The sequence below is a fragment of the Streptomyces sp. NBC_00354 genome (assembly GCF_036106915.1).
In the GTDB taxonomy this organism is placed as follows: domain Bacteria; phylum Actinomycetota; class Actinomycetes; order Streptomycetales; family Streptomycetaceae; genus Streptomyces.
Map to the genome: position 1 here is coordinate 8,164,644 of NZ_CP107983.1, position 25,209 is coordinate 8,189,852.

The 25,209-nt window shown below is 68.4% G+C and carries 29 protein-coding genes and 2 pseudogenes; 14 read left to right on the forward strand and 17 right to left on the reverse strand.

Annotation, left to right across the window (positions count from 1 at the left end; all coding sequences use genetic code 11):
* Positions 1-44 precede the first annotated feature (44 nt).
* On the forward strand, positions 45-875 hold the full coding sequence (locus OHT74_RS37510) for an alpha/beta fold hydrolase (RefSeq protein WP_328622763.1): 831 nt from the start codon (positions 45-47) through the stop codon (positions 873-875).
* A 452-nt stretch (positions 876-1,327) separates the two neighbouring features.
* Here the strand turns inward: OHT74_RS37510 and OHT74_RS37515 are convergent, their stop codons facing one another.
* A complete protein-coding gene (locus tag OHT74_RS37515) occupies positions 1,328-1,753 on the reverse strand; it encodes a hypothetical protein (protein ID WP_328622764.1) in 426 nt (141 codons plus the stop codon).
* A gap of 259 nt (positions 1,754-2,012) precedes the next feature.
* Between OHT74_RS37515 and OHT74_RS37520 the strand changes: the two genes are divergently transcribed.
* Positions 2,013-2,216, forward strand: coding sequence for a hypothetical protein (locus OHT74_RS37520; protein ID WP_328622765.1), 204 nt, complete (start codon positions 2,013-2,015; stop codon positions 2,214-2,216).
* A 79-nt stretch (positions 2,217-2,295) separates the two neighbouring features.
* Here OHT74_RS37520 and OHT74_RS37525 read toward each other — a convergent pair whose 3' ends face one another.
* The 3 genes from OHT74_RS37525 to OHT74_RS37535 form a co-directional block, all read right to left on the reverse strand.
* Positions 2,296-2,523, reverse strand: coding sequence for a hypothetical protein (locus OHT74_RS37525; protein WP_266671169.1), 228 nt, complete (start codon positions 2,521-2,523; stop codon positions 2,296-2,298).
* 23 nt (positions 2,524-2,546) lie between these two features.
* On the reverse strand, positions 2,547-2,699 hold the full coding sequence (locus tag OHT74_RS37530) for a hypothetical protein (RefSeq protein ID WP_328622766.1): 153 nt from the start codon (positions 2,697-2,699) through the stop codon (positions 2,547-2,549).
* 182 nt (positions 2,700-2,881) lie between these two features.
* The gene (locus OHT74_RS37535; RefSeq protein ID WP_328622767.1) at positions 2,882-3,316 is read right to left on the reverse strand and encodes a glutaredoxin domain-containing protein; all 435 of its coding nucleotides are present in this window, start codon (positions 3,314-3,316) and stop codon (positions 2,882-2,884) included.
* A gap of 262 nt (positions 3,317-3,578) precedes the next feature.
* Between OHT74_RS37535 and OHT74_RS37540 the strand changes: the two are divergent.
* The 3 genes and pseudogenes from OHT74_RS37540 to OHT74_RS42255 all read left to right on the forward strand — a co-directional run.
* Positions 3,579-3,785: pseudogene (locus OHT74_RS37540) on the forward strand (dienelactone hydrolase family protein); the annotation flags it as partial.
* 436 nt (positions 3,786-4,221) lie between these two features.
* Positions 4,222-5,247: an SGNH/GDSL hydrolase family protein gene (locus OHT74_RS37545; RefSeq protein WP_328622768.1), complete on the forward strand. Its 1,026-nt coding sequence runs from the start codon at positions 4,222-4,224 to the stop codon at positions 5,245-5,247.
* A 114-nt stretch (positions 5,248-5,361) separates the two neighbouring features.
* Positions 5,362-5,670 (forward strand): hypothetical protein, encoded by a 309-nt coding sequence (locus tag OHT74_RS42255; RefSeq protein WP_443047639.1) that lies wholly within the window; start codon positions 5,362-5,364, stop codon positions 5,668-5,670.
* Positions 5,671-5,751: 81 nt separating this feature from the next.
* On the opposite strand, the gene OHT74_RS37555 is transcribed toward OHT74_RS42255, so the two are convergent.
* Together OHT74_RS37555 and OHT74_RS37560 are read right to left on the reverse strand one after the other, a co-directional pair.
* Complete coding sequence (locus OHT74_RS37555) at positions 5,752-6,588, reverse strand: CbtA family protein (RefSeq protein WP_328622769.1); 837 nt, start codon at positions 6,586-6,588, stop codon at positions 5,752-5,754.
* Positions 6,589-6,600: 12 nt separating this feature from the next.
* Positions 6,601-6,828 (reverse strand): CbtB domain-containing protein, encoded by a 228-nt coding sequence (locus OHT74_RS37560; protein WP_266671178.1) that lies wholly within the window; start codon positions 6,826-6,828, stop codon positions 6,601-6,603.
* Positions 6,829-7,641: 813 nt separating this feature from the next.
* On the opposite strand from OHT74_RS37560, the gene OHT74_RS37565 reads away from it, so the two are divergent.
* Positions 7,642-7,797 carry a hypothetical protein gene (locus tag OHT74_RS37565; protein ID WP_328622770.1) on the forward strand — a complete coding sequence of 52 codons (156 nt, stop codon included), beginning with the start codon at positions 7,642-7,644 and terminating at the stop codon, positions 7,795-7,797.
* A gap of 165 nt (positions 7,798-7,962) precedes the next feature.
* Here the strand turns inward: OHT74_RS37565 and OHT74_RS37570 are convergent, their stop codons facing one another.
* The gene (locus OHT74_RS37570) at positions 7,963-8,253 is read right to left on the reverse strand and encodes a chaplin (RefSeq protein WP_266671180.1); all 291 of its coding nucleotides are present in this window, start codon (positions 8,251-8,253) and stop codon (positions 7,963-7,965) included.
* An 802-nt stretch (positions 8,254-9,055) separates the two neighbouring features.
* Between OHT74_RS37570 and OHT74_RS37575 the strand changes: the two genes are divergently transcribed.
* Both OHT74_RS37575 and OHT74_RS37580 read left to right on the forward strand, forming a co-directional pair.
* Positions 9,056-9,496, forward strand: coding sequence for a hypothetical protein (locus tag OHT74_RS37575; protein WP_266671182.1), 441 nt, complete (start codon positions 9,056-9,058; stop codon positions 9,494-9,496).
* Positions 9,497-9,713: 217 nt separating this feature from the next.
* A pseudogene (locus tag OHT74_RS37580) lies at positions 9,714-9,999 on the forward strand (hypothetical protein); the annotation flags it as partial.
* 102 nt (positions 10,000-10,101) lie between these two features.
* Here the strand turns inward: OHT74_RS37580 and OHT74_RS37585 are convergent.
* Positions 10,102-10,944, reverse strand: a complete 843-nt coding sequence (locus OHT74_RS37585) for a helix-turn-helix transcriptional regulator (RefSeq protein ID WP_328622771.1) — start codon at positions 10,942-10,944, stop codon at positions 10,102-10,104.
* A 10-nt stretch (positions 10,945-10,954) separates the two neighbouring features.
* On the reverse strand, positions 10,955-11,914 hold the full coding sequence (locus tag OHT74_RS37590) for an alpha/beta hydrolase (RefSeq protein WP_328622772.1): 960 nt from the start codon (positions 11,912-11,914) through the stop codon (positions 10,955-10,957).
* A gap of 156 nt (positions 11,915-12,070) precedes the next feature.
* On the opposite strand from OHT74_RS37590, the gene OHT74_RS37595 reads away from it, so the two are divergent.
* Together OHT74_RS37595 and OHT74_RS37600 are read left to right on the forward strand one after the other, a co-directional pair.
* Complete coding sequence (locus tag OHT74_RS37595) at positions 12,071-12,241, forward strand: hypothetical protein (protein WP_328622773.1); 171 nt, start codon at positions 12,071-12,073, stop codon at positions 12,239-12,241.
* A gap of 93 nt (positions 12,242-12,334) precedes the next feature.
* Positions 12,335-13,111: an alpha/beta fold hydrolase gene (locus OHT74_RS37600; RefSeq protein ID WP_328622774.1), complete on the forward strand. Its 777-nt coding sequence runs from the start codon at positions 12,335-12,337 to the stop codon at positions 13,109-13,111.
* Positions 13,112-13,214: 103 nt separating this feature from the next.
* On the opposite strand, the gene OHT74_RS37605 is transcribed toward OHT74_RS37600, so the two are convergent.
* Positions 13,215-13,961: a DUF2071 domain-containing protein gene (locus OHT74_RS37605; protein WP_328622775.1), complete on the reverse strand. Its 747-nt coding sequence runs from the start codon at positions 13,959-13,961 to the stop codon at positions 13,215-13,217.
* Entirely contained in the window at positions 13,958-14,290 is a 333-nt protein-coding gene (locus OHT74_RS37610) for a metalloregulator ArsR/SmtB family transcription factor (RefSeq protein ID WP_328622776.1), read from the reverse strand. Before OHT74_RS37610 ends, OHT74_RS37605 begins: the two co-directional genes overlap by 4 nt.
* A gap of 298 nt (positions 14,291-14,588) precedes the next feature.
* Between OHT74_RS37610 and OHT74_RS37615 the strand changes: the two genes are divergently transcribed.
* A complete protein-coding gene (locus tag OHT74_RS37615) occupies positions 14,589-15,236 on the forward strand; it encodes a S1 RNA-binding domain-containing protein (protein WP_328622777.1) in 648 nt (215 codons plus the stop codon).
* 1,141 nt (positions 15,237-16,377) lie between these two features.
* Positions 16,378-16,695, forward strand: coding sequence for a hypothetical protein (locus tag OHT74_RS37620; protein WP_328622778.1), 318 nt, complete (start codon positions 16,378-16,380; stop codon positions 16,693-16,695).
* A 1,074-nt stretch (positions 16,696-17,769) separates the two neighbouring features.
* On the opposite strand, the gene OHT74_RS37625 is transcribed toward OHT74_RS37620, so the two are convergent.
* The 3 genes from OHT74_RS37625 to OHT74_RS37635 form a co-directional block, all read right to left on the reverse strand.
* Positions 17,770-18,033, reverse strand: coding sequence for a hypothetical protein (locus OHT74_RS37625; RefSeq protein WP_328622779.1), 264 nt, complete (start codon positions 18,031-18,033; stop codon positions 17,770-17,772).
* Between the two features lie 316 nt (positions 18,034-18,349).
* Entirely contained in the window at positions 18,350-18,844 is a 495-nt protein-coding gene (locus OHT74_RS37630; protein WP_328622780.1) for a hypothetical protein, read from the reverse strand.
* Between the two features lie 524 nt (positions 18,845-19,368).
* The gene (locus OHT74_RS37635; RefSeq protein ID WP_328622781.1) at positions 19,369-19,719 is read right to left on the reverse strand and encodes a VOC family protein; all 351 of its coding nucleotides are present in this window, start codon (positions 19,717-19,719) and stop codon (positions 19,369-19,371) included.
* Positions 19,720-20,136: 417 nt separating this feature from the next.
* On the opposite strand from OHT74_RS37635, the gene OHT74_RS37640 reads away from it, so the two are divergent.
* Entirely contained in the window at positions 20,137-20,601 is a 465-nt protein-coding gene (locus tag OHT74_RS37640; RefSeq protein WP_328622782.1) for a hypothetical protein, read from the forward strand.
* A 964-nt stretch (positions 20,602-21,565) separates the two neighbouring features.
* Here OHT74_RS37640 and OHT74_RS37645 read toward each other — a convergent pair.
* On the reverse strand, positions 21,566-22,018 hold the full coding sequence (locus OHT74_RS37645; RefSeq protein WP_328623476.1) for an ester cyclase: 453 nt from the start codon (positions 22,016-22,018) through the stop codon (positions 21,566-21,568).
* Between the two features lie 389 nt (positions 22,019-22,407).
* Positions 22,408-22,914 carry an RICIN domain-containing protein gene (locus OHT74_RS37650; RefSeq protein WP_328622783.1) on the reverse strand — a complete coding sequence of 169 codons (507 nt, stop codon included), beginning with the start codon at positions 22,912-22,914 and terminating at the stop codon, positions 22,408-22,410.
* 1,500 nt (positions 22,915-24,414) lie between these two features.
* Here OHT74_RS37650 and OHT74_RS37655 point away from each other — a divergent pair.
* Positions 24,415-24,840, forward strand: a complete 426-nt coding sequence (locus tag OHT74_RS37655) for a PASTA domain-containing protein (RefSeq protein ID WP_266671211.1) — start codon at positions 24,415-24,417, stop codon at positions 24,838-24,840.
* Between the two features lie 5 nt (positions 24,841-24,845).
* On the opposite strand, the gene OHT74_RS37660 is transcribed toward OHT74_RS37655, so the two are convergent.
* Complete coding sequence (locus OHT74_RS37660; RefSeq protein WP_328622784.1) at positions 24,846-25,142, reverse strand: hypothetical protein; 297 nt, start codon at positions 25,140-25,142, stop codon at positions 24,846-24,848.
* Positions 25,143-25,209 lie beyond the last annotated feature (67 nt).

Consider the following 25,209-nt stretch of genomic DNA (forward strand, 5'->3'; position numbering starts at 1 on the left):
TAACCTGGTTGTACAACCTGGTTATGGCTGGCAGGATCCGCCTCATGCCTACCTTCTCCGCGACCGACGGAACCCAGCTCTCGTACCGTGTGATCGGTGATGGCGACCCAGTCGTCTGCATCCCGGGAGGTCCTGCGGACTCCGTCTACCTCGGTGACCTCGGCGGCCTGTCCGCGTGCCACCAGCTGATCGTCCTCGACCTGCGCGGCACCGGCCGGTCCGGGCTTCCCGAAGACACCTCCTCCTACCGCTGTGATCGCCTGGTCGACGACGTCGAGGCGCTACGCGAGCACCTCGGCCTTCCCCGGATGGGCTTGCTCGGCCACTCCGCCGGTACGAACATTGCGACGCAATACGCGGCCCAGTACCCGGGGAAAGTCAGCAAGCTCGCGCTCATCGGCCCCAGCACCCGAGCGGTCGGTGTAGCGATCACGGGAGAGATGCGGCGCGAGCTCGCACAGCTTCGGAAGAACGAGCCGTGGTTCCCAGCGGCGTTCGCCGCCTTGCAGGCGATCGCCGAGGGCACGGGCAGCGACTGGGAAGCCGTCGCACCCTTCTTCTGGGGCCGATGGGACGCCACAGCACAGAAGCACCACACAGCCAGCCAGCCGAGCAACCAGGAAGCTGTCGCTCTCTTCGCGGCCGAGGGCGCCTTCAACCCGGAGAGCACTCGTGCGGCGCTCGCCGCCTGCGAGGCACCCGTTCTGCTGCTCACCGGAGAGTTCGACTTGAACAGCCCGCCCGTGTCCGCGGCCGAGTTCGCGAAAGTGTTCCCTGACGCCGCACTCGTGGTGCAACCGGGAGCGGGCCACTATCCGTGGCTCGACGACGCCGGCTGGTTCGTGGCGACCACGGCGGCATTCCTCCGGGGATGACCGGGCTCACGCCCATGAAGTCTGCAACGGCCGGGCCGAGACCGTCACTCCTCGCCATCGACGTCTTCGATGGCGCCCGGGTCGCGGAGCGGTCGTAGGCCCTGACCGGGCCCGCTGGGGCGGACTCGAAGCGGTCGCGGCCCAGGAAGTTGATATGCCTGTCCTCCAGTGGGGAGAGACGGCGCCGCGATGTCGGCTTCGTCGCTGCCTGACGCATCCCCATCGGCGTCGAAGGTCGGCGCCGCGCTGTGATCTGGTGGACGGACTCGTGTTCTTCGAGGCTGGGGGCGGCGGGCGGCGAAGTCATCGGTTTTGAGCACGTTGGCGTGTGGGGAAGTCGCGGCTGGGCATGCGGACGCCGGAGAGGCGGTGGGCCTCTCCGGCGTATGCGTGTGTGCTGTGTCGGGGGGCTCCCCGGGGAGTGTTCCCGGGGCGCTATGGGTTGTGGGGTCTCACTTGCCGAGCTTTGCCTTGAGTTCGTCCTTGAGCTGGTCCTTGATGGTCTGCTTGTTCACCTGGCCGCCCGTGCCGGTGCCGTCGCCGCCTACGGCGGTGGCGTCGCCGGTGTTGATGGCGTCGGCGCTGGCGTTGCCGCCGGTGGCGTTGCCGGTGGTGACCTCGCAGCCGCCCTCACAGTTGCCGACGCCGGAGTTGGCGTTGCCGCCGGTGGCCTCGCCGCCAACGGTGGTGTTCTCGGCGTTGGCGTCGCCGCCGGTGCCAATTCCGTCGGCGCTGTCGTCCTGGAGGAGGCTGACGGCCTGCTGCGGGGCGGCGGTGGGTGCGGCCATGGCGGTCGCGGGGAGGGCGATGCCGCCGCCGACCAGTGCCAGGGAAGCTCCGGCCAGAACAATACGACGGGTCGGGAAACGCTCGAACATTGGAATTCTCCATTCGGCATGAATAAGGGTTTGTGAGCCGCCCCGCGGAATAGGCCGGGGAAATTCTTCGGCCTGCTGTTCTCCGGTGGGTTTCCCCGGTGAGGGCGTACTTCAAATAAACCCTGCGGGAGGGTGTGCGTCACGCCACTCGAATACGTGGCTTGACGCCAAGAGTCGATCTTGATAGATGGTCGGTGCGGACGGCCGCAGCGGCGGCCGTGCATGCCGGACCGAATCCCGGAATGTTCACTCCTCGCCGGTGGCGCAGGGTGAAGAGGCGGCCTACGGCACGGATACGGCGCCTGCGGTTGAGCCGGAGGAGTTCACTACGCAGGGGGATGCCGAGGTGTGGATCGGTGAGGTGTGGAAGGAGCTTCTCGACGGTGGCGCTGAGCAGGTGACGCTGTTCGAGGGCGACGCCCAGACCTACGTGATGAGCCTGCGTTCGGCAGCCGAGGCCTAGATCCTCGCGGCAGACGCCGCTGACCAGCGCGGCAGTGCGGTCCGCTACCTTCGCCGGGAGGCGGCCCGCACTGCCGCGTTCACTCCTCGCCGAGATCCGGGCTCCACACCGCAGGCCCGCCGCCGCGCCACTCGATCAGCAGCGCATCGTCCAGGTGGACGTCGTCGGGGTCCAGGCCGACCCGCCGCAGGAGCTCGAGGAGGCCGCCTGGGCTCAGGGCGCGCCCGAGGATCTCGCCGTCGCAGCGGACGCGGCGCCCGCCCTGGGCGTCCGGCGGGTAGACGATCACGCGCACGGCGGGGCTCATCCCTCCACCCTGCCGTTCTCCGCTCATTCCAGCACTCCGAGGGCGGCCGGGCAGCGGCGTCGGCGCGCGGCGAGGGCCTCCCGCTCCTCCCCGGTGCTCAGTGCCCACTCGGCCGGGCCCGGCTCGGCCCGCAGGTACGTGGCCACGGTGCGCAGGTGCGGCAGATCAGGTGGCATCTCGGGCGCACGTTCTATTCTTTGCGCGAGTGAAGGACCCCCGTCAGGACGGACCCCGATGGACGCACCCACCCCGCCGCGCCCCGTGTCCGTGACCTGGGCACCCTCTCAGACCGGGCCGTGCGCGCGCTGACCTGTTACGCAAATGCACCTGTAGGTACGGGATGGGGTGCCGCGGCCGATCATCTGGATGCGGTCAGTTGTCCGCGCAGCCATTCGGGATCGGGGTTGACGTGCGGTCGGCCTGCCACCACGACGGTCGGCACGGTCTCGTCGCCACCGTTTGCCGCCCTCACCGTTGCCGCTCCCATCGGGTCGCGCCAGATGTCGACCCAGTGCAGTTGGCGCGCGCTGCGGCCCAACCGGACCCGTAGGCGCAGACAGTACTTGCAGCCCGCCCGCCAGTAGACGACGGGTCGGCCGTCGACGTCGCTGCGGCGTTGCGCCTCCACCGCACCGACCGAGCGGGGGAACGCCAGCGGCGAGTGCAGCCCGGCGAGCAGGACGAACAACAGCAGTAGTGCAGTGGCGGCGGGGGACCCCCTGACGACCAGCGCGGCCGTAACGAGTGAGCCGCAGACCAAAAGCAACGTCGGCAAGATCCAGGCGCGCATCATGATGACGCAGGCTATCGGTGGCGTAGGTCCGGCGAATCGACGGCCCTGGCGTCGGCGCAGACCATTTGTGCGAACAGCACTGTGGAATGGGGGAGTACTGGCATCGATCCTGTCCGGCGGGCTACGTTGTGCGGCGATGAGACCGGGACGGCCTTGCGCCACGCACGGATTGGTGACCCGGCGCTGCTCTGAGCGCCGTACGGGCCGGTGCTGGCCCGCTGTTGGATCGAGGATCTGGCGCTGCTGCGCGGGCTCCGCCTCCATGTACGCGGACGGTTTCGGTATCCGTCCCGTGCTGCGGGAGATGGCCCGCGAACTGGCCGGGCACGGGTATGACGTGCTCGTCCCCAATCTCTTCTACCGGCACGGCCCGGCACCGGTGATCAAGCTTCCCGAGTACATCGGCGAAGAGGTCCGGTCCGCGGTCTTCGCCCAGCTGGTGCCCTTGATCGAGGCGCACACTGCCGAAGTTGGCTGAGATTCCCCACCCACAGACGGCCGACCTGGGCTCACGCAGCAGACAGACTTTTGGCCAAGTACGCAGAGGCGACAGCGTCGGCCGCGAAACTCCTCTTCGATGGCCGCTCCTCTGTGCGCCATGGCCGGCTGCACATCAGACGCCTTTGCCCCCGCAGTACGCGGCCACGCTGCCGGGCCCGCGCGGCAGTCGGGCAGGCTCCTCCCCTTTCGGGTCGTGATCACATCCGGACTCATCGGCCATGCCTCCCCAACGCCCTTGCTGAACAGGCGAGATGGGCACACATGAGAGGGGCTGTCCAGGAACGCCTGGTTTGGCTCACAACCACTGGATCATCACGCTCCGCGCATGACTGAATACGGAGTGTTCCAGCTCGCTGGCCTCTCCTCGTGGGCCTCGACGAAAGGGCACAGCCATGTCCTCGGCCATGCGTAAGACGACGAAGACCCCTGTGGCACGGCGGCTGACCTCCGCGGCCATCGCGCTGGGCAGCTGCCTGGCGCTCGCCGACCCGGCGGGAAGCGCCGGCGCGGCGCCCGCCGACCCCGTACCGACCGTCTTCTTCGGCGACTCCTACACCGCCAACTTCGGCATCGCACCCTTCAACCAGGACGGCGACAAAACCCTCTGCTTCCAGGCGAAGGAGAATTATCCCACCGTCGCCACCCGGCGCCTCGCGGACAAGGGCGTCACGCTCGACGTCCAGTCGGACGTCTCCTGCGGAGGCGCACTCATCCACCACTTCTGGGACGAGCAGGAGCTGCCACTCGGCCTGAAGGTCCCGCCGCAGCAGAACGCGCTCAAGGACAACACCCAACTGGCCGTGGGCAGCATGGGCGGCAACACGCTGGGCTTCACCCGCATCCTGAAGCAGTGTTCCGACAAGCTCCGGAGCCCGGATCACGGTCTGCTGCCGGGATACCCAGTGGACGGGGACGAACCGGCCGCCACGTGCGACGAGTTCTTCGCGTCCGGCGACGGAAAGCAATGGCTGGACGACCAGTTCGAGCAGGTCGGATGGGACCTGGAGGAGATGCTCGAGCGCATCCGGTACTTCGCCCCCGACGCGAAGCCCGTCCTGGTCGGCTACCCCAGGCTCGTGCCCGAGGACACGAACAAGTGCCTGACCCCGGCGCCCGGCCAGACCGAGCTGCCGCTCGCCGACATCCCGCAGGACGCCCTGCCGGTCCTGGACCAGATCCAGAAGCGGCTGGACGACACGATGAAGAAGGCCGTCGCGGACGCCGGCGCCGACTTCGTCGACCTCTACGCCAACACCGGCAGCAACACGGCGTGCGACGGCCGCAACCGGGGCATCGGCGGCCTGCTGGAGAACTCCCAGATCGGCGAGGGCGACCAGTGGCTCCCCTGGTACGCACACCCCAATGAAAAGGGCCGCGACATCCAGGCCGAGCAGGTGGCCGCCAAGGCCGAGCAGATCCTCAACCGGTAAGGGGCACAGCCTCCCAGGTGGGAACCGGACGGACCCGCAGCCTTACCCGGCGCGGGCCCGGTTCCCGTCCTCGCCCCTCAACGAAGCCCCAGGTCATCGATCTGGGGCTTCGTCGTGCGGCTGTCTCCCGGAACGAGGCGGCAGCATCGCCGCGGCGGATCCGTCCGACGGGGTGCGGCCCAGTGGCGCAGCGTCCTGGCGAACCGGCTGTTCCTGCTCTTCTCGGTGGCGATGATCGGCTCCTGCGTCCTGACCTTTCAGGTGTACCTCGCCCTGCCACTGGCCGCGGGGGGCGGCCTGGGCGACACCGCGGGAACCCGTGCCACCACCGGCTTGTTCGTCGTCGCAGCCGCCGTCGCGGTCCTCGCCCGGAGCGGGCGCCTCGCCTCTCCGGCACGTGAGCTGACCCCAGCCTCCGGCTGACGCACGGCCGCGCGCAAGCGAACGGCCCTGCCGCCCCAGCACTGGGGCGGCAGGGCCGTTGCCGGCGGTCGCGGTGGTCGTTCAGCCGAGCGCTGACGCTGCAGCCGGCGCCGGGGCGTCGGCACGGTCGGCATCCGTGCGTGCGGCCAGGAGCCGCTGGGCGAGGACACCGAAGACGATGGCGAACACCGTCCACAGCACGAGCTGAACGGCCAGCGAGGCGACCCGGAACTCCCACAGCAGGGCGGCGGGGAAACCGGGCTGGACGGCGTCGCTGTTGTCCGGCAGGAACACGAACGCCAGGGCGGCGGCGACGATGAAGCCGCCGCCCGCGGCCAGCGTCGCGTTCCAGTTGCCCAGGCGCGGTGCCAGCCGTCGCCCGAGGATGATCGCGCCCACCCCGAGCAGCACGCTGAGCAGGATCATCAGGAAGAACAGCGTGGTGCGCTGGCCGATCGTGTCCGGGTTGCCGACCGCCGGCGGGGTGGCCGGGTACTTGAGGAACGGCACCAGGTAGACGAGGACGAACGCGCCCGCCCCGGTGAGCGCGGCTGTGGCCCGCGGGCTGAACCCACCGACGCGGCCGAGGGCGAACGAGAACGCGAGCGAGGCGATGCCGCCCAGCGCGACTCCGTAGACCAGGACACCGGTGGCCAGGCCGAAGGTCGACTGGACCGGCCGGCTGACGAGCTCTTCCTCTTCCTCGGCGGCTTCGCCCGACGCGGCGTCACCGCCGTGCCCGGCATGACCGCTTGGGGCGCTCGCGGTGTCCTTGGCAGCCGCGGCCTCTTCGACGGCGATGGAACCCCGTACCGGCGGCTCACCCACCACGTAGGCGACGGCGAAGGCGAACAGTGCGGCGATCAGGCCCGCGAGCATGCCGCGGACCAGCAGACCTCTGACAGTGGAGGCGTACATGTGCGTGGCCTCTCAGTGGCAGGGGAAGCCGAGCAGATGACGACCGTCGTGCACCCACTCGTGCACGCCCTCGCCGGCGAACACGGCCGTGGCGCCCTGCTCGGCCCCGACGAAGTACAGGGCGACGAGCATCAGGAGACCGACGAAGAGCGCCCAGGGCAGGACCGCGCGCACAGGCAGCGGAGCCGACAGGGAGCCGGCGGGGGTGGATATGGCAGCGGAAGCGATAGCCTCGGCCATGATGGAACCTCCTCGGGGAACAGCGCGTCCCATACGGTGGTGCAGGACGACGGTCCGCGGGTCTGACTCGCCACGACGCCACCCCGGGGGATGTCGCCGCAGCACACAGTGGCGCGACCATGCCGGATTCTCACCGGGCTTCCGTCTCGCCGTCGTCTCTATGTGTAAATGTCGCTGTGACGCTATCGCGCGTATGCGATTCGGCCAAGGGGTTGAGTCCCTGATCACAGGAGCACGCTGCGCAGCTGACGTGCGCGTTTGCGCCCCCTGGGCGCCCGCCGGGTCAAAACGGACCGCAGCCCGGATCGATGCAGCAGGGCCGCGATGAACATGCGGGGCGCTGAGCCCGGCGGCAGGAACGCCGCAGCAAGCCGCCCCACCGGCGCCGATCGAGATGGCCGGCCCGGCCGCGAAGCCCAACGCCCCCATGACCAGGTCAGGAAGCGCCCCTCCTTACATCCCGCCCGGTATCGAGCGATCGGGTTCGTACGGATGAGGTGCCCGGCGTGCGGCTACGGAGCGATGCGGCTCCGTTCGGACGGTGACCTGGTCGATGTCGGTCGGGAGATGCCGCCGTCCGCGCCGAACACGGCAGCCTCCACGGTGTTTTGGCCGACATGCCCCGGCGCCGGCGCCAGAGTGATCTGCACCGCGTCGTGACGGTTCGCCGTTATTGCCCTGAGTAGACGCCCCTCCTCGTCGCCCGGACCGGATTGCCCTGTCGAAACAGATCCGGTGGCGACCGGACCGTTCCAATGGCTCGGGTGGTCAGATCCGGGGCGCTGGCGGCGGCGCTGGGTGCAGGACGGTCTGGTGAGCGATGACAGCGGCCAGTCGATGGTGGTAACCGGCGCCGTGGACCGGGGCGGCTTCTTCCGCCATCCGCTGCGTTTCAAGCGGCTGCGTCTGGACGTGGGCGTCGAAGACGCCGCCCCGTTCGGGGCTGGTCCGGCTGCGGCATCCGGCTGAGGGTGAGGCCGTCATCCTTCCCGTTCGTCCGCCCTCAACGCGGGTTGGGGGCATGGCTGAGGGGAGTCACCCAAATGGCGACTCCCCTCAGCCATGCGGCTGGTTCAGAGCCTGATCTGTTGGCTCCGGCACGGTGGCTGCCGGCAGGTCAGGAGCCAGTGATGCTCAGTGCTCGCCGTGCTGGTCGGCCTTGTGGTGGTCGGCCTTGTCCCCGCCGCTCTTGTTGATGCAGGCGTTGCCGAAGGCCGGGTTGAGGAGGCCGACGATGTTGACGGAGTTGCCGCACACGTTGATCGGGATGTGGACGGGCACCTGGACGACGTTGCCGGACAGGACGCCGGGGGAGCCGACGGCAGCGCCCTCGGCCGTGGCGTCCGCGGCCGCCATACCAGCGCCGCCAGCGAGGACGGCAGCGGCCGAGGCGGCAACCGCTACGGCCTTTGCGATACGCGACATCAAGATCTCCTTAAGAAGTGGGCCCGCCGCAGGGAGTACGGCATGTGCTCGCGTCCAACGCACGAACATGGAGCCGGTTACGGCCGTTCGGCCGGATCGGTGACCTCAGGCGACCATCTCAGTGAACGTCAGCTCTTCGGTGTTGCCGTCGTCTGCGCACGCAGAAGCGATTCCGTACGCCGCCGACGGCCAGCTGAATCGGTCCCCGGTTTCGCATGGGCAGCGCGTTTCCGCTTCGGCCGGGGGCCGTTTGCAACCTCTGCCCATAGAGAGGTGGGAACGGCGACGTCGGTCGGCCTGAGTCTGCGACGGAGTCCAGCGGCCCCACCGGACGAGGGTGCGGGGCGAGCCCTTGTCGGCGGGGTTGCGTTCGACGATCGCGACATCGATGACCGGCCCAATGTGTCCACGGCAAGGCATCTCTTGCGGCCCGGGACCTTCTTCGCGGCATGTGAAAGCCGCCGATCTCCAAGCCGCCGCGGGGTCGGAGGCTGTCACCCGATTGACGGCGGCCTGCGTTTCTTCGCCGAGATCCGATACGAGCCGTGGAATATGTACTGGAAGAACGGTAGCGATCCATTCGCGACTGTCGCGAACTATCACGTGGTTCTGAGGTTCGGTCCCATCTGCATCGTCGCAGCAGTCATTTCCAATGAGCGGCGCGACTACCTCTGGCTCTGGACAGCGAGACCATGCTCAACAGGCGCCGGTGAGAGCCACCAGCACGGCTGTCCGGCGCACACAGAAGTCAAATCGGTCCCTCCTGGCCCTCATTGCGCGCACGAAACCGAAGGGATGAACGGTGGACACCACAACCCTCGAGCAGTTGAAAGCCCAGTACCGCAGGAGCGGTGCCCGGGCCGGCATCAAGCTTGACGACATCGAGATGCGGAGGGCCATCTCACTCCTCCCACACCAGGGACCTGTAGTCGAAACTCCCGGCGTGGAACTCCGCTACATCGAGGGCCTGCTGAGGCTTCCCCTGGATTCCATCGTCGACTTCTCAGTCATCCCCGCCTCCGGCCAGTCACGCTGTCCATGTGGTCGAACACCGACCGCGCTGGACATCGTCGCCCACGCCGTCGGCCATAAGGTGCACGAAGAGCAACTCCTGCGCGACACCGTGATCGGCGTGTACAACGTGTTCGAGTTCGCCGACGAAGGGCGTACGGCGCCGTGTCATCGGTGCGGACGGGAGTTCACGGCCAGCGGCTACTGGACCCATAGCTACATGTACGCCTGACTCGGCCTTTCAATGCAGCGATCTGGCATGTCCCTTCCGGAGCCTGGCTTTGGTGGTGAGCCACGAGAGCGTGGATGGCTCAGCCCTGAACATCCGGCCTGGTCCCGCGTGCTCAGGTACGGATCGCCGCGCGCTCGAACCACACGGTGGGCAGGGTCGGCACCAGCGCCACCCAGAACAACCCCTGCAGGACGAGCCGTTCGGACCACGGCACGGTCTGAACGCGGTCAGACTCGGGCCCGAGATGACGTCGCCGAGGTCACCGCCGTCCAGGTCCGCCGCGTGATCGAAAGCGTGATCGTCGGCGGGCAATGGCGCGAGGGCGACGCCGATATCGTGGTCGTCTTCGACGCCCCGCGCACGGCCCACCACCTGCAAGGTCTGCCGGTGGAGGCATACACCCCCGCCTCACACACCGCTCCGCGTGGATCGACCACGACGGCGAACTCCCTCTCATCGAGGGCACCCTGATCCGCCTGGAGGTCGACCACCTGCCCGGCGGCCCGGTCGAGTCCTAGCAGTGGCCGTCCACCCTGTCACGGGCAGCTGGGCCCAGGTTGGGCCAGGGACGCCCTGCTCTGTCGGAGGCAGCGGACCGTAGCAGGTCAAGCAGGGTGCATCCCGGGTAGCCCGCTGCCTGACCCTCCTGGCGCAGTGCCTTGAGTACAAGCAGTGCAGAAGCTGTCGCTGGCGCTGCGAGAGCGAGGCCACTGCGTCGGATAGCGGCTGCAAGGCGGGGGTGCGAGTGGATCCAGCGTGGTGGGTTGCACAGCGCCGGCTCCGGCCGAGCCGCGCAGGAGTTCGGTCAGGTCCTGGGGCTGTGCCTGCTCCGTGGTTGGAACCGCTGCTGTGATGCGGTCCAGCCGGAAGCCCCGGCCGGCCTGTCGCGTGCGGCACCAGGCGATGAGGTACCACCGGCCGTCGGCGGCGAGCAGTCCCGCCGGTTCCACCGCGCGGTCGCTTTCGCGTCCTGCTGCGTCGATGTAGGAAAGCCTCAGCACCGTGTTGGTGGTGAGGGCCTGTTCCACCGCGGCGCGGACCGTGGGGTCGGACGGCGAGGTCAGCGCAACGATGCGTGCGGCGAGTTCCTGTGCCGCCACCGCGGCGGGGCCGGTCATCGAGGCCGCGATCTTCTGGGCTGCCGTGCGGGCCGCACCGGCGTACGGGGCGGAGGCGTCGGCCGCGGCAAGGGCGACGGCCAGTGCCGAGGCTTCATCGGCGGTGAAGTGGATCGGGGGCAGGGTCATCCGAGGGTCGATCGACCAGCCCCCGCCTCGCCCGGGTGTGGCGCGTACCGGGACACCGGTCTCCATCAGCGTCTGGAGGTCGCGCTGCACCGTGCGCGTACTCACCTCGAATCGTGCGGCGAAGGCCGCGACCGTCAGCGGCCGCGGTGCCGCCGCGCGCATCTCTTCCACCAGTGCATAGAGTCTGGCCGTGCGGTTCATGCGGGCGACGCTACCGTCCTGTGGTGGACAGGAAGTCCTGCTGGCGCTGCAGTTCCCGCTCGGTGACGGTCAGTGGGAACAGGGTGAAGCCGTGCATCGCCCCGGCGACGACACCGAGCTGTACAGGCGCGCCTGCTGCCTGCCACCGCTTGGCCAGGAACAGCGAGTCGTCCAGCAGCGGATCCTCGGTGCCGACGACGATCCGGGCGGGCGGCAGACCGGCAAGGTCGGCGAACAGCGGTGAGACCTCGGGATCGCGGCGTTGTTCCACCCCCATGCCGGGTGTGAACAGCTCGTAGGTCCGCCGTAGCGTGTCGGTATTGCTCAGCAGCCGCTTGCAGCCAAACGATCGCTGGCTTGGTGTCATCGACAGGTCGTAGGGGCCGAAGAGCAGGTGGGCCGCCCGGAACGCGCCGGTGATGCCGTGCCGGTCGCGTAGGCGCAGCAGCGTCACGACGCTCAGGTGGGCGCCGGCCGATTCACCTCCGATCAGCAGCCGTTGGGTGCCGAATTCGTCTGCGACGTGGTCCACCAGCCACCGGGCGGTCGCTTCGCAGTCGTCGGGGGCGGCAGGGAAGGGGTGTTCCGGCGCGAGGCGGTATTCCACGCTCACCACGGCCAGCCGTGCCTGCTCGGCGAGCCGCCACAGTCTTTCATCCTGCCCGTCCGCGGAACCGAATACCCAGCCGCCTCCGTGTATGTGTAGATACACGCCGTCGACGCGGTCGGGCACGAAGGCACGGACCCTCACCCCTTGGGCAATGACGCGGTCTTGGCCCTGCGGCAGTCGCACCGGTGGCGTGTCGCCGCCGAGCCGGTTGCTCCGAAGGGTGGCCAGCGCGGTTGCGTCCGGCGTCTCTTCGCGCGCCGGGCGTCTCGCGGCAGAGGCCTCGAATTCTTTGTTGAATGCCAGGGTCTCGGCGAGACAGTCCTCATCGGTGATCGTCATGCCGTCGACAATCGCAGTCATCCGCGACAACACCCTGTCACCGTTTTCACGTGAGCTGCAGCACACTCCTGTCGCGCTGCCCACCGCACCCCCACGCAAGCCCGTTGACCGCATGACCAGCGTCGTCCCCGGCCAGCGCCGGCGCCTCCCGGACCGGTGAGCGACGGAGGGCGGAAAATGGGGGACAAGAAGGGGATGGCGACATCCCCGTCCCGGACCGACCGCCAGATGCGTTCGGGCAGCGCCGGTGAGCCGTTGCCCCCGACGGCGCTGCTCAACCTGCTGCTGCACGACGCCCCCGCTCGCCGCGTGTCCCTCGAAGACCCACCCCCCGTCGCCAGGGGGTAACCCGGTTCTGGCCTGGCTTTCCTGTACGCCGTTGAGGCGAAACCTCAAGTCGACGGGATTCCGGGCCCGGCCCGGAGGGAAGTGCCCAATGTTGTGACAGGCCAAGTAGCAGGACATGTAATTCCGTACGAGGTACAGGGCAGCGGGCCCGAACGGGTCCTCGCGCTTCACCACTGGCTCAGTGACAGGTCGAGTTTCGGCCATCTGAGGCAGCACCTGGACGGGGGCGCGTTCAGCTACGCGTTCGTGGACTGCCGTGGGTATGGCGAGGCGATGGACACCCCCGGCACGTACACGATGGAGGAGGTCGCGGCGGACGCCCTCGCCGTGGCCGACGACCTCGGCTGGGACACCTTCTCGGTCATCGGTCACTCCATGGGCGGCAAGGCGGCCCAGCAGATGTTGCTGGACGCCCCCTCGCGGATCCGCTCGATCGTCGGTATCTCGCCGGTGCCCGCGTCCGGGTTCCCGCTCGAAGGGGATATGTGGGAGCTGTTCGTCGGGGCCGTGGAGGAGTCCGGCAACCGCAGGACGATCTTCGACGTCACCACCGGTAGTCGGCACGACGATGCGTGGCTGGACGCCAGAGTGAGCGGCTCGGAACGCTCCTCGCAGGCGGCCCTGCGCTCGTACCTCGAATCCTGGACGCGCGGACCCGACATCCACGAGCTGGTCGAGGGAAACACGACCCCGGTGCTCGTCGTGGCCGGTGCGAACGACCCGGCGATGGGCCCCGACACCATGCGGTCAACCTGGCTGCAGTGGTATCCGAACGCCGAACTCGAGGTCTTCGATGACGCCGGCCACTTCGCCCCGGACGAAAGTCCGGAGGCCCTGGCGGCGGTGGTCGAGAGGTTCCTCAGCCGCTAAGGCGTGTCCTATCGGAAGTTACCCCGGTGCGTGCTCCAGATTTTGTGACGCTCGCCAGCGGATACGTGAGCGGGGCCCGAACGCCTTGTTGTGACTGAGTGCTTCACTTGGCGAGTTGCGCGCTTCGGTCGGTGGCCATGGTCGGGAGCGGCCGCCAACTGGCGGGAACGTTGCGCATGACCAGGGCGCAGTCCAGGGTTGCGCTCCCTGGCGGGAAGTGATCCGGGTCGTCGAAGAAGGACGACGCGGCGGAGCGAACCCGGCCGGCTTCCACGCGCCAGGCGTCGGTGTGCAGTTCCATGCCGTCCAGGTGGCGGCCGGACCTGGTGGCTGAGTAGCCCTTCGCCCCGCCTTGAAAGAAGCGGGAGGCCTCGGAGAGATCGGCGAAGAGCTCGCTGCCCCGCAGCTCGTCGGACGGCTCGACGGTCACGTCCACCCGGGTGTCGCCGTCCCATGTCGCGAAGGCGACACGCACCTGGCCGGATGTCTCGTGCACCTCGAAACCGGCGCGGCCGTGTTCGCCGGGGAAGACGCGGCCTCCGGCCCAGACGTTGAGCCGCGAGGCGGTGTCGCGACGCGGGATGTAGACGCCGGTCTCAACGCGGTCCGGTCCGTCCCATTCGACGGCGATCCGATGCGCCGCGTTCTCGCTCCGCAGCCCGAGTGCCTTTGGGGCCCAGACCGGCCGGACACTTCCCAGCCGCAGTAGGCAGATGCCCGCGACCGCGTGGCCGTGGACCAGTTGCGGGCGCAGGGGCTTGGGAAGCAGGCGTGCCGCGGCGTCCGGGGCGACCCGGTAGTTCACGAGAAGCCGTCGTTCAACGACGCTGGACAGGCGCGGTTGCCTCATGATCCCTCACTCTGCGCCCCGGGGCGCCATCTGGTGTGGCGCAGGACGATCTGCTCGGGGCAGACGGCGCTGAGAAACCGACCGATGCAGGTCGCCAGGCGATCCTCGGCCAGTGTGTAGAGGATCCGGTTGCCGTCCCGGCGCTCGGTGACGAGCCCCGCTCCCTTGAGCACGCCGAGATGCCGTGAAATGGACGGCGCGCTGATCGCGAACCTGCTCGCGATCTCGCCTGCCGCGAGCTCGCCACCTCTGAGGTCCTCAAGGATCTGGCGCCTCGTTGGATCAGCGAGCGCACGGAATGCCCCTGCCTCGTCCTGAGCTTCTGTCATGGTAGATGTTTAGCACATTAGCTAAATATCTACCATGGGGTCCGGCGGCCTTCGTCGGCATCGTCGTGGCGCTCCGTTGCGACTCCTCGAGACGCACCGCTCGCCGGCTCTCGCGCTCAATCGCCAACCGAAGGGGTCTGGCCGCGCTTCCGGGACGGCTACGGGCCGCCGTGGACCGCCAGGTGGACGGCCCCAGCGGAGGCGGTACAGCCGTTCTCCTTCAGGGCTTGCGCTTGGCTTGAGTCACGTCACCGCTGTTCCGCTCGGCTGCTGGAGGGCTGGACGCTAGGCTCCGTCGATGCGTCGCATTGCCCAGCCGTCGGACTTCTTCAAGGGGGGCCAGGAGATCGAAGCCGAGGAGATCGGACGTTGGCAGGGAGGGCAGCTGGAGCTGTCCGCCAGGGCATGCGAACATCCGGAGCTCCGGTCGTTTCTCCTCGGCATTCAGCCGGGGCGAACTCTGACCGGGACTGTGTTGGAGGTTCACAACTTCGGGGTCTTCGTCCATCTGGACGGTGAGCCCGATGGACTCTGCACGGGATACGTCCGCGTGATCGACCTGACGTGGTCGCGGATCAACCACGCCTCCGAGGCCGTCGAGGTCGGGCAGCGCATCACCGGCCAAGTGATCGCGTCCGATACGTATCAGGGGCAGGTCACTGTGTCGTTGAAGGCTCTCCAGGAAGATCCGCTCATCCGCTTCGCTGATCACACCGGCCGGGTCATGCGTGGGCTGATCACAAACATCGCGCCCTTCGGCGTTTTCGTGCAGCTCGCCGACGGTGTGGAGGGACTGCTGCACCTGTCGGAGCTGACCGACGAGCCCGTTGAGAGCCCCGATCAGCTCGTTGCCGAAGGCGAACTGATCACGGTGCGGGTTGCCGGGGTCGACCTTCAGCACCGCCGGGTCAGGCTGAGCTCGCCTGGGAGTGGTGAAGACGTCTGACAAGGACTTCTGCCAGTCTGCCGGATCGTTTCACCGGGGTATGTCCAGACATTGCGGCCGCTGAGACCCACGCTAAGGGATTCGCCGAATTGGTCCGCCATCGTCACGGCCACTTGCCCACGGAGTGGATCCTGAAGGCCGGAGCGTATGGTCCTGAGCCGATCGCCGGCTTTGCCGGGTACCTCCTTCGCGACCTTTCCGCCGTCGTCGCTGGCCACACCGTGGTTGCACCAGCGGGAAGGATTCGCGCCAAGCTGCCGCTCAGCCAGGATCAGGGCCTCGGCGTCGCCGAGGTTGTCGAGAAAGCGGGGGTGGCGGCAAAGGGGCAAATGCGCTGCCACGGGTCATCGGGGACGAGCAACAAGCCTGCCCACGGAAGCAGCGAGATAAGGTCAAGCACATGGAAAACGCACGTTCGACAGGACCAACGGGCTTCAGGTAGCCCGCCAGGAGATACCTGGCGGTTGCTGCGAACGGAGTCCCGTGACACGCACCGCCCACCATCTTCCCCCTTCACGCAGCCAGAGCGCACACGAGTACTCATCAGGAAACCCCTGGCATTCCGTGGTTCTCTACGACCTCAGGTACAGCGCACACAGCTTCACCGATGCGAAACGAGAGTCCAGAAGGCCTCAACCTCGCATGGTCCGCCGCACGGTAGATGTCCACTCGTTCGCTCGACACCAGCGGGACCGCTTCGTCGCCCGATGGTCCGCAGTGGAGGAACGCCGGGCGCGACAGCGGCTGCGAACCCAAGTACGGAGTCTCCTGCAGCTGGTGAATTCCACCGCCAATGAACTCGCGCTCGATGCCGCGGACATGGTGGACGTAGCGCCGGCGCGTCATCGGCGTAGCTCGCTCTGGCTTGCGTAGCCGCCACTGGAGAACTGCCCTGCCCGGAACTCGCGCCGGCCGACGCCTCCTGCATCGGCCGGCCTTGGAGGCTGCCTGCGCCACCGGCCAAGCCCAGCCGCACGCTAGGCTTCACGCCAACCTCGGCGCGTGATGCACTCGCTGGCTCGTACGTCCAGAGCGGCGCGATTGCCGAACTGGCAGCAGGTACTGACGCCCGTCAAGGAGCACCCCAAGCAGAACTGGGGCGGTGCCGGACAGTGACGGTCGGGAACGAGAGGTCTACACGATGATCGAGATCGCACCAGGGGATCCGGGGAGCGCAGAGCCCTACCGCAGCCTCCTGCCCGTGGTCGAGCTGCTTCTCGCCCACGGCAACCGGTACGTGCCGGGCCGCGAGGGCTTCATCGAGGATCCGCATGGCGGCGCGGCATGCGAGCTGGAGCTGCCGCTGGACTTCGACCTGCTGGCAGCCGAAGTGACCTTCCCTGACACGGTGGACGCCCGCCCCGAGGGGGACGGCATCCTGGACCTCGAGACGTGGTGCCTGATCTCGGGGCCCGGGGAGCGGGCGAGCCGGATCGTGATGCCCAAGCGCTTGGACTGACCGGCAGCGCGGCCCGGCGGGTTTACGATCCGGCGGGCCGCGTGCTGTCCTGCTCCGCCCGGCCCGAGGTCAGCGCGAGGTTCGCGGCGGGGACACCGCCGGGCCCACCCGGGCCCCGTGTCCAGCCCGGCGGCCACCGCCGGATCGATGGCGTACGGCGCGACGAGGTCGTCCAGGACGCAGCTGTGCGACCAGATCGGCCGGGATTCAATCGCTGGGAGCAAGGACCGTAACCGTCATGCCCCAGAACAGCGCGCTTGCAGCGCTTTCCGTGTGGCTTCGCTCGGAGTTCCAGCAGGTCAGCGCGCCAATCGTTACTCTGCGTGCCACCAACAACGCTCAGCGGGGCGTCACCCGATGCGATGTCGCGGGCTCGGCGCTCACCGTGCGCAGGTTACGGCGCCCGGCTCGCCTCGCGGGCCGTCTGTGTATCGCCCATGGTGAGTAGTAGGGCGCCGTCGGCATGAGACTCGTCCTTCCCGAGGGCGGAACGGGGCGCCTGAGAGGAGAAAGTCATGCGTATGCGAAGAATGCTGGGCCGCGCTCTGGCCGCAGTAACCCTTGCCGGCGTGAGCGCCATCGGTGCTGTCAGCGCTCAAGCCGCCGCCTCGCCGGACATCTCGCGCGATGAGTGCGCAGCTGCGGGCGGACAGGTTGTGTCAAACCCCTACAGGTCAGACACGTGCACGTTGCCTGACGGGAGTTCGCAGCCGATCACTTGACGCTTGACCGGGCGCGTCTCGGGAGGGGCCGGGGCCTTCCCCAGCGAACCAGATACCACCACCGTCCGCCGGCCCGCTGGGCTCTACCCCAGAGCACGCCTTTTCGGATCTTGTCGGTTGAGCCCGCGTTGTGCGGCGCTGTGCCGGGCCTGACTGGGCTGGACCTCCGGGCAGAGAGGCGCAGCTTGGAGGACCGGTGCCGCGCCCGGCACCAGCCGTCGGGGTGAACAGCGCGCCGCGCTCGGCCACTGCCGAGCGTCCGTCATGAGTAGCCGTACTCACCCCCCCCTCGGAGCCGCACCGATGGCCTCCTGCGGTATTCCGGCCGTCGCGTGGTGGCTGCGTGGCGGCACTACCACCCCTGTGCACAAGTCAGGGCCCGTTCCCCGGGGGCACACCCCTCCCGCAGCGCCGCGAGTTCGGCCGTGGGCAGCCGCCGGGAGGTGCCCCGCCGGCTGCTGTCCAGGCGCGCAGTCCCGGTGTCGAGCCATCGCGGGAGCGGCTCGACACCGATGAAGCTTGCCAGGCGCGTCAGTTCCCGGCGGGGATCATCGAGGAGGTCCTCGTAGGAGAGCGTGGTCCGCACCGGCGCGGGCACGTCCTCGAGACGGGCCACACCCCGCACGACGAGCTCCGACCACAGCGCCGCGAAGCCCGCCGGAGGAGGCCTTCGGGGAAGCCCGCGAGCGCCCAAGGCCACTTGACGATTTCGCCCAACACGGCAGGTCTGCGAATGATGGCCGCAACCTGCGAGTCTCAGCTCCAGGTCGCATGCGATTTCGATCCGGGTACCTGAAATCAGCGGATGCAGCTCGAGCTCGGCGACCACGAGGGGATGGGCGGAGGGTTTGTCCTCGCTGCGGTCATGGCGCTCACGAGCGGGCCGGAACGGGATCGTCCCTCCGAGACCGGTCCCGGAGGGACGCAGGCGCTCAGGCTCCGGCCGTGCAGAACACGCACGCTTCCCAGAACGGCAGCGCGTCCAGTACCCGGTGGCGTACGCACGAGGCCATCGCGGCCTCGTCCGGCCCGGGCAGGACGCCCGTGCCGGCCCTCGCGGTCGCAGGGTCGAACTCCTCCACCATCGCCCGGTACGTGCGCAGGTGCCCCTCGGCCCGGGGCGGCTCGTACGTCAGTTCCTCCCAGCGGTGGCGGGACAGCGCCAGATCGAGGACGCGCAGCAGGAAGTCCTTGGCTGCGGCCCGCTCCTGCGGCGTGTCCCCCCAGTTGAGCTCCGCCAGGCAGAAGCCGACCACACCACGCCCCATCACGTTTTGGTCCTGGAGCGTCAGCAGGGCGGCGAAGCGGAAGTCCCACGGCTCGCGGGCCAGCGCGGACACGGCGAGCATCAGCACGTCCACGAACACCGCCGTGCCGCCGTTGGTCATCTCCAGATACCGGCCTTCACCGCCGCCAAACACGTTCACGTGTCCAGAATAATGAGAAGGGGAGGGGGGTGGCGGCCTGGATGTGCGGTTGGGCCGGTGCCTGGCGGTCGCCGTCATTCGGGAAGGCGTCGTTCGCGGAGGGCGCGTGTGACGGTCCCGGTGCCGGCCGCCAGGGTCGCGGAGGCGAGGACGGCGAGGACCGGGTTCACGTAGGCGGGACCAGGTCGTCATCGGCGTTGCAGGTCTTTGACAGTGGCAGCAGTGTCTCGACGATGCTGGTCGGGGTCGAAGCTGGTGTGCAGGGTGAGCTCGCACGTTTCGCGGACGTCCAGGACCAGGAGGTGCGTCAGGCCGTGACGAAGCAGTAGAGCACGGCCACGAAGGCGCCCACCTGCAGGAATTCACTCAGCATGTCGGCGCGGAACGCGGACCTTGCAAGCGTCGCTCGGACATACCGTCAGTTCATGTCCACCGGTGAGCCGTTAGTGACCGAACCAGTACACGGATTTGGGCGCGGAGGGATCGTCGGCACGGTTGTTGTTCATCCCTGGTGCCAGGACGCCTCACAGGTCGGTAGCCCGCTCGTGGTGGGGCTCGTACATGCCCACGTCGCCGCCACCCGGCAGTCGGAACCTAGTCAGCCGGCCCCAGCGCGCATCGGTGACAGGCTGCGAGAACTCCACTCCCTTGGCGGCAAGGTTCTTCACCGTCGCATCGATGTCGTCACACATCAGATAGAGCTCATGCGACTCCGGGCCGTCCGTCGGATGTACGGCGACCTCGGTCGGCGGAAGCTTGAAGATCAGCCAGCCGCCTCCCGCGTCGACATGCGGATACTCCAGCACATCCTTGAAGAAGGCCCGGTCCGCTTCCGCATCACGGCTGTAGATGACAACGTGTCCACCAGTGATCATGTGGCCAGGGTAAGTCCCGCAGCGGACAGCGCCGTGGTACGACGCCGTAACGAGAGTTTGTGGATTTGCTGAGCTTTTCAGGGTGGCGTCGGTTGGGTGAGGCCGGTGGTAGTGAGGCAGCCGGTTATGAGGTGGGGTCGGAGTTGGATCCTGCGTAACTCGCTGCGGAGGACACGGTCGGGGCAGCAGGCGGCGATCGAGGTCCGGCGGCGGATCACCGTCTGAAGACGTTCGCCATGAAGCGATTGTTCGATGCTTTGTGCTGGCGCAGACGCTGCCTTCAACGTGAGCCTGTCGGCGTTCCTCGCACACGCCCGCGCGCTGGTGGACGCCGTTGCGTATGTGCCGCGCAGGCGTCCTCGCGGGCGTCACGTAGCTGCCCGACTCGCTCTGTTCCGCGGCTGGTTGCATAAGGGCATGAACACCATACTCACCAGCCTGATCGCGGTCCTCGGCACCTTGCTGGGCTCCACCGTGACCCACGTGTTCCAGCAGCGCTCCGCCCGCCGGACGGAGGAGACGGCCCGCGATGAGCGCCTGCGGCAGGAGCGGCTGGACGTGTACGGCACGTACGCCGGGCTGCTCGTCGAGTTCCGCCAGGCCATGCTGCACCACTGGTTCTGCGTCCACGAGGGAAAGGACGCGGAGGAGGAGGTCGCCTTGCGGGGGCGTTCGTTCGAGCGGCGCTCCGCGGCCCAGAACGGGCTGTTCCGGCTGCACCTGATCACGGAGGAGCCCGAGGTACTGGCCGCGGCGGACGCTGCGTTCGCGGAGGTGGGCAAGCTGGACCGTCCCGTCGGCCGCGAGGCCCTCATCCCGCGGCGGGACACCACCAGCGAGCTGATCAACACTTTCGTCACGACGGCCCGTCGGCACGTCTAGTGTGCCCCGCACACGGTCGGACAGCCCTTGGGTGTACAGCTGCTGCGCGAGGCGCACCTCGTGCCGGGCGGGCGGGTTGCTCGCCCGGCGAGCCGTCGACGGCGATGCTGGTGCACAGGGTGGCGAGGGCCAGGGATCCGGCAACGACGGTGCGGGTACGCAGGAGTGTTTCTCCGAAGGGCGAGGAGGTGAATGGGCGAGAGGTGAACCGACGGGAAGTACAGTTCAGACGAGCCGGGCGCCGCCGTCGATGTGCAGGACGGTGCCGGTGACGAACGGGCCGGCCATCGCGTACAGCACCGCCCCACCAGGTCCTCGGGGGTTCCCGTGCTGCCTGCGGGATTGCGCGCGGCGACGGCCCCTGCGAGGAACTTGTACCCGGACCCACCGGTGCGCCGCGTACTGGCCGCCTACGCGCGTCCTCATCCCGACCCGGTGACAACCGCGTTCCTCGACACACTCGGCGAGCACGCCCGGGCCCGAACAGGCGAGAATGGACGGGAACGGGGGTAACGGAAATGGAATTTCTGGTAGTCGTGGGGATCGGTCTCGCCTGGGGGCTGTTCCAGGCCGCGCGAGGCGGTGCGTTCGGCGGCAGGTCATCGCGGAGGCGACGGCACAGCGGAACGTGGAAGAACGACGGCGTCAGCTTCTCCTGCGGGGACGGTGCATCCTGCGGTGGCGGCTCCTCTTGCGGTGGCGGCGGAGGCGACTGACACCACTCCTTCCGCGCCCTGTCGCCTAGAGCCGGGCTTTTCCGCGGGTCGGGCCAGGTGGTCAGGGGGTCGTCGCAGGTCCGACAACCCTCTTGTTCAAAGGTTTCTACTCACAAGAGGAATTCGACCGAGCCTCGACGGAGGAACTCCTGCAAGCCTTGGGGATCGGCGGGACAACCTGCTGGACATGGAGGACCACCGGCTGGTGGAGATCCTGTGGACCCCGTCCCGGGCACGTTCGGCGGCGTCTATCCCGGTGGCCCTGGTAGGACGCCCAACTGCTGTAGCACGCCCGCAACGTCGGTCACTGCCCAGTACTCCACGATCTGCCCGTCGCGGACGCGATGGATCACGATGCCCTCGGTCTCGATTTCCTTGTTGGTCGGAGGGATTCCGAGCAATTCTCCCGTCTGTACGCCGCGGCCCATGATGTGGCTGACGACGAAGTCCCCCTCCGCGACCTGCATCTTGATCTCGTGACCCCGGGATGCATAGCATTGTGGGCAACGAAATCGTTTGCGATGTAATGATCGAGGATCGCCCAGTCGCGTACCAGCGCGGGGCTGACCCGAAATGAACCCGTCGCAAGCCCCTCCCGAACCCATGCGATTCCGTCGAGCAGCTCGTCGATCGGCACCCCGAAGCCGGTTTGGCATGTTGGTATCTGAGGCTCCCGGCACTGCCCAGCCGGCCCGCTCCATTACGTTTGGAGTCGACACCGCCTGCTCGACGCCATCAATTAAGCCCTTTGTGCGACCCGCCAAGCGCGTTGCCCCCTGGTCAACAACCCCTGCCGGACCAGGGGCGCGAGGAGCTTCCACAGCGGGCCGCTTCCCCGCTCCCACAGGTCCGACGGGCAGCGTCCGACCACCCCCCGACGCCGCGCGAGCAGGGAACCGTGGTCGAGCGGATCGAGCATGTGTACGCCGACGCACACTGACGCTGCTGCGGGCTTGGCCTAGGCAAGAGCCCGCAGCCACGAGAGGAGCAGTTCTGCGACGTCATCGACTCGATCACCCCGGGTCGGGGCCGTCACCATGGTGGGCCAGAACCGGACCCCCGGGGACAGAAGCAGAGCTGAAGGACCTACTCACTCACCATGGTTCATGGTGAAGACGAAGCTCTCGGAGTTGTAATAGTTGGGCAGATGCGCGAGGTAGGAGCCCTCGTGGGGTGGATTCTCGTTCCACCAGTCCTCTGGACCGAACAGGTGTGAGGAGTAGTCGCTCGATGCGACACGCGGCACGAACTGCAAGCGGAACGCGTCTGATCCCTTCTCCGGGCTGATCTTCCACAGCTGTACGGCGTGGCGGCTTGAGGAGTGGTCACAGTCGTTCAGGACGGCCCTGACGATGTTTCCGCCACCTTCGGTACCGTCGAGGCACTTGTCGCTGCCCGTGTTGCGGAGCCGGTACGCGCCGGATACGTCCTTGGCCGTCTCCCACCGCTGCAAGGCCACGTCCCGGCACTCCTCGAGGCGCAGTGCGGCCCCTGCGGCGCGGCTCTGCGCGCCCACGCACAGCCCGGTCGCTCTGTTGACGAGCGGGAAGCCGATGGGAGGGCTGCTCTGTGTGGGGGTGGCGTTGTCTTCCGGCACCGGGTCTTCCGCCGTGCTCGACGGAGTGGAGGAGGCCGGAGCGGGGGTCGTGGCGGATGGAGCAGGAGACGCTGTGGTGGCAGCGGCGGCCGCGGGTATGGGGGGCACGATGGTGGCGTGGGCCGGGGGCGGAGAGGTGGTGTCGGAGGGGCCGGTCGTCTCGATGGCGGTGACGACAGCCGTGGCCGCTACGGTGACGGAGACGGCTGCCACAAGGAGCGAGGCGCGGGACCGCGTGACGGACCGGCTGCGGGGACGTGGCACCGGGGGCGGGGAGCCTGGGCTGGCCGTCGTGCTCACGTCGGATGCCGCGGGCGTCGGTGCTTCCGGGTCGACGTCGGGGGTGCCGGCGCGGGGGAGGGCCGCGTGCTGTGCCGCGTCCAGGAGAAGGCCGGTGAGGACTGACTGGCTTCCACTGCGAAGGATGGCGAGGTTGGCCCGGACGTCTGAGCAGCTACGGCAGGCTGTGGTGTGCTGGGCGAGGACGCTCGATGGATTGGAGACGCCGCCTTGGACCGTGTCATCCATCGCGGCAGTCAGATGCCGGCAGGTCCGGCTTGGGGCCTGCGCGACGTAGGTTCGCAGGTATGCCTCGCACAGCTGCGTCCGGGCCGAGGGAGTGAAGGAGGTGTCGCGGTCAGGGTACTCCGCCTCGCGGAGCCCGGCGTGGTCGGGGACTTCGGCTATTTCGGGGCACAGGGCCTGCTGCGATGCGGGGGACAGGGTACGGAAGGCTCGCAGGACCAGGGGGTCCTCGCCAGCAGCCGTCTGGGTCACGGTGCTCCTTGTTGCAAGTACGCAAGAGGCCGCGATGTGCGGAGAGGGGAGTCATGAGCCGGCCTGGCGGGGCGGGTAGCGGATGGAGCCGCCCGATGAGGGGAACCGCAACGACCTGTACCTGTGGTTCGGAACAGGGACGATGCACTCTCCTTGGCCTCTTGGGGAGATGAAGAGTGCAGGTGAAAGGCAAAGCGCGTCAAGTAGCGAAATCCTGACCGAGGTTGAGCACCGCACTGACCTATTTTCAATAGGTCACGAACAGGTATCAGCTGTCCAACTGATATGCCCCGCCTGAGGATTCCGCCGCATCCTTGGCGGAGCGGCCACCCCGCCAGCTGCGTTGCTTGTCCCACACCTCCACGGCTACATCGCCAGCCAGCCAGCCAGCCAGCCAGCCAGTCCGTACCGTCCCCCGGCGTATCCGGAGCGCCTCGGGACTGTCAATCGGGCCCTGGCTCACATTCGCCGGTAGCGGAGGGTGACGCCATCCGAGGACGCCCGTGCCGGATGGCGCGCGTCGGCACGGGCGTTGGAGCGGGCACCGCGCGCGGGGCGGGGCGGCGGCACCGCGGTGACGCTCCTGCCGGCGCTCGTGGAGGCGGTGGAGGCCGCCGCGTCACCCCATTCCATCTCGGGGCTGACAGGGAGTTCGGCCTTTGGGTGCGTCACAGGACCGTCACAACGCTCGCATCGCGCCGGCACTGCGGCAAGCATGTTCCGATGCGGACACACCACGTCATCCCCATGGTCGCGGGCGCCCTCCTGGCCGTCACCGCCTGCACGGCACAGCCCGCGGACAGCGGCACGGACAAGCCCGGCCCCGCCGCGTCCTCATCTTCTCCCCCGTCCACCGGCTCACCGCAGCCGAGCAGCCCGAGCTCCGGAGGAGCGGCTTCCTCGGCATGGACGGGCACTCACATGCCGAAACTGATCGGCAGGTCGCTGAAGGCTGCGCGCGAGGCGTTGCCGTCCGGTACGAACATCGAGGTCCAGGACTTGAGTTCGCAGGGCCGTGCCGCCGCCGATGAGAGCGGCTGGCGCGTCTGCTTCCAGTCCCCGGGCGCCAGCACGCCGCTGTACGGCAGCACGCCGGTGACGGTCAAGGTCCTCAAGTTCGAGGAGAACTGCCTCCAGCCGCCGAGCTGAGCCGGTCAGCGCGACTCCTGGAGGTAGGTGGTGATGAGGGCGGAGTCGTTGTCGATGGCGAGGACGCCTGCGGTGTCGGCGGTCGGCGTGGACGCGCCGTTGACACCCGCGTAGGCGGTGTCGAAGCGGCTGCCGCCTTTGTCGAGATATCCAGCGACGGCGCTGACGGCGCTGACGGCGAGCGGTCGTTGAGGCCGGAGTTCCCGGCGCGCGGGAAGGTGCTCGCGACGAGCGGCGTGGGCGTCGGTGCGGCAGGCCTTGCCCGGGCGGACCCCGCCGGGGGCGTCAGGCGCTGCCGTCATGCTCTGTCCAGCGGATGCCCAGGGCCATGGGTAACGGCGCGGGCAGCGAAGGGGCGGGCCGCGCAAC

Excerpts from the sequence above, each read along its gene's own strand:
- OHT74_RS37510 (WP_328622763.1), top strand. The coding sequence starts at position 45 with ATGCCTACCTTCTCCGCGACCGACGGAACCCAGCTCTCGTACCGTGTG.
- OHT74_RS37515 (WP_328622764.1), bottom strand. The coding sequence starts at position 1,753 with ATGTTCGAGCGTTTCCCGACCCGTCGTATTGTTCTGGCCGGAGCTTCC.
- OHT74_RS37525 (WP_266671169.1), bottom strand. The coding sequence starts at position 2,523 with ATGAGCCCCGCCGTGCGCGTGATCGTCTACCCGCCGGACGCCCAGGGC.
- OHT74_RS37530 (WP_328622766.1), bottom strand. The coding sequence starts at position 2,699 with ATGCCACCTGATCTGCCGCACCTGCGCACCGTGGCCACGTACCTGCGG.
- OHT74_RS37535 (WP_328622767.1), bottom strand. The coding sequence starts at position 3,316 with ATGATGCGCGCCTGGATCTTGCCGACGTTGCTTTTGGTCTGCGGCTCA.
- OHT74_RS37545 (WP_328622768.1), top strand. The coding sequence starts at position 4,222 with ATGCGTAAGACGACGAAGACCCCTGTGGCACGGCGGCTGACCTCCGCG.
- OHT74_RS37555 (WP_328622769.1), bottom strand. The coding sequence starts at position 6,588 with ATGTACGCCTCCACTGTCAGAGGTCTGCTGGTCCGCGGCATGCTCGCG.
- OHT74_RS37560 (WP_266671178.1), bottom strand. The coding sequence starts at position 6,828 with ATGGCCGAGGCTATCGCTTCCGCTGCCATATCCACCCCCGCCGGCTCC.
- OHT74_RS37570 (WP_266671180.1), bottom strand. The coding sequence starts at position 8,253 with ATGTCGCGTATCGCAAAGGCCGTAGCGGTTGCCGCCTCGGCCGCTGCC.
- OHT74_RS37585 (WP_328622771.1), bottom strand. The coding sequence starts at position 10,944 with ATGAACCGCACGGCCAGACTCTATGCACTGGTGGAAGAGATGCGCGCG.
- OHT74_RS37590 (WP_328622772.1), bottom strand. The coding sequence starts at position 11,914 with ATGACTGCGATTGTCGACGGCATGACGATCACCGATGAGGACTGTCTC.
- OHT74_RS37595 (WP_328622773.1), top strand. The coding sequence starts at position 12,071 with ATGGGGGACAAGAAGGGGATGGCGACATCCCCGTCCCGGACCGACCGC.
- OHT74_RS37605 (WP_328622775.1), bottom strand. The coding sequence starts at position 13,961 with ATGAGGCAACCGCGCCTGTCCAGCGTCGTTGAACGACGGCTTCTCGTG.
- OHT74_RS37610 (WP_328622776.1), bottom strand. The coding sequence starts at position 14,290 with ATGACAGAAGCTCAGGACGAGGCAGGGGCATTCCGTGCGCTCGCTGAT.
- OHT74_RS37615 (WP_328622777.1), top strand. The coding sequence starts at position 14,589 with ATGCGTCGCATTGCCCAGCCGTCGGACTTCTTCAAGGGGGGCCAGGAG.
- OHT74_RS37620 (WP_328622778.1), top strand. The coding sequence starts at position 16,378 with ATGATCGAGATCGCACCAGGGGATCCGGGGAGCGCAGAGCCCTACCGC.
- OHT74_RS37635 (WP_328622781.1), bottom strand. The coding sequence starts at position 19,719 with ATGATCACTGGTGGACACGTTGTCATCTACAGCCGTGATGCGGAAGCG.
- OHT74_RS37640 (WP_328622782.1), top strand. The coding sequence starts at position 20,137 with ATGAACACCATACTCACCAGCCTGATCGCGGTCCTCGGCACCTTGCTG.
- OHT74_RS37645 (WP_328623476.1), bottom strand. The coding sequence starts at position 22,018 with ATGGAGCGGGCCGGCTGGGCAGTGCCGGGAGCCTCAGATACCAACATG.
- OHT74_RS37655 (WP_266671211.1), top strand. The coding sequence starts at position 24,415 with ATGCGGACACACCACGTCATCCCCATGGTCGCGGGCGCCCTCCTGGCC.
- OHT74_RS37660 (WP_328622784.1), bottom strand. The coding sequence starts at position 25,142 with ATGACGGCAGCGCCTGACGCCCCCGGCGGGGTCCGCCCGGGCAAGGCC.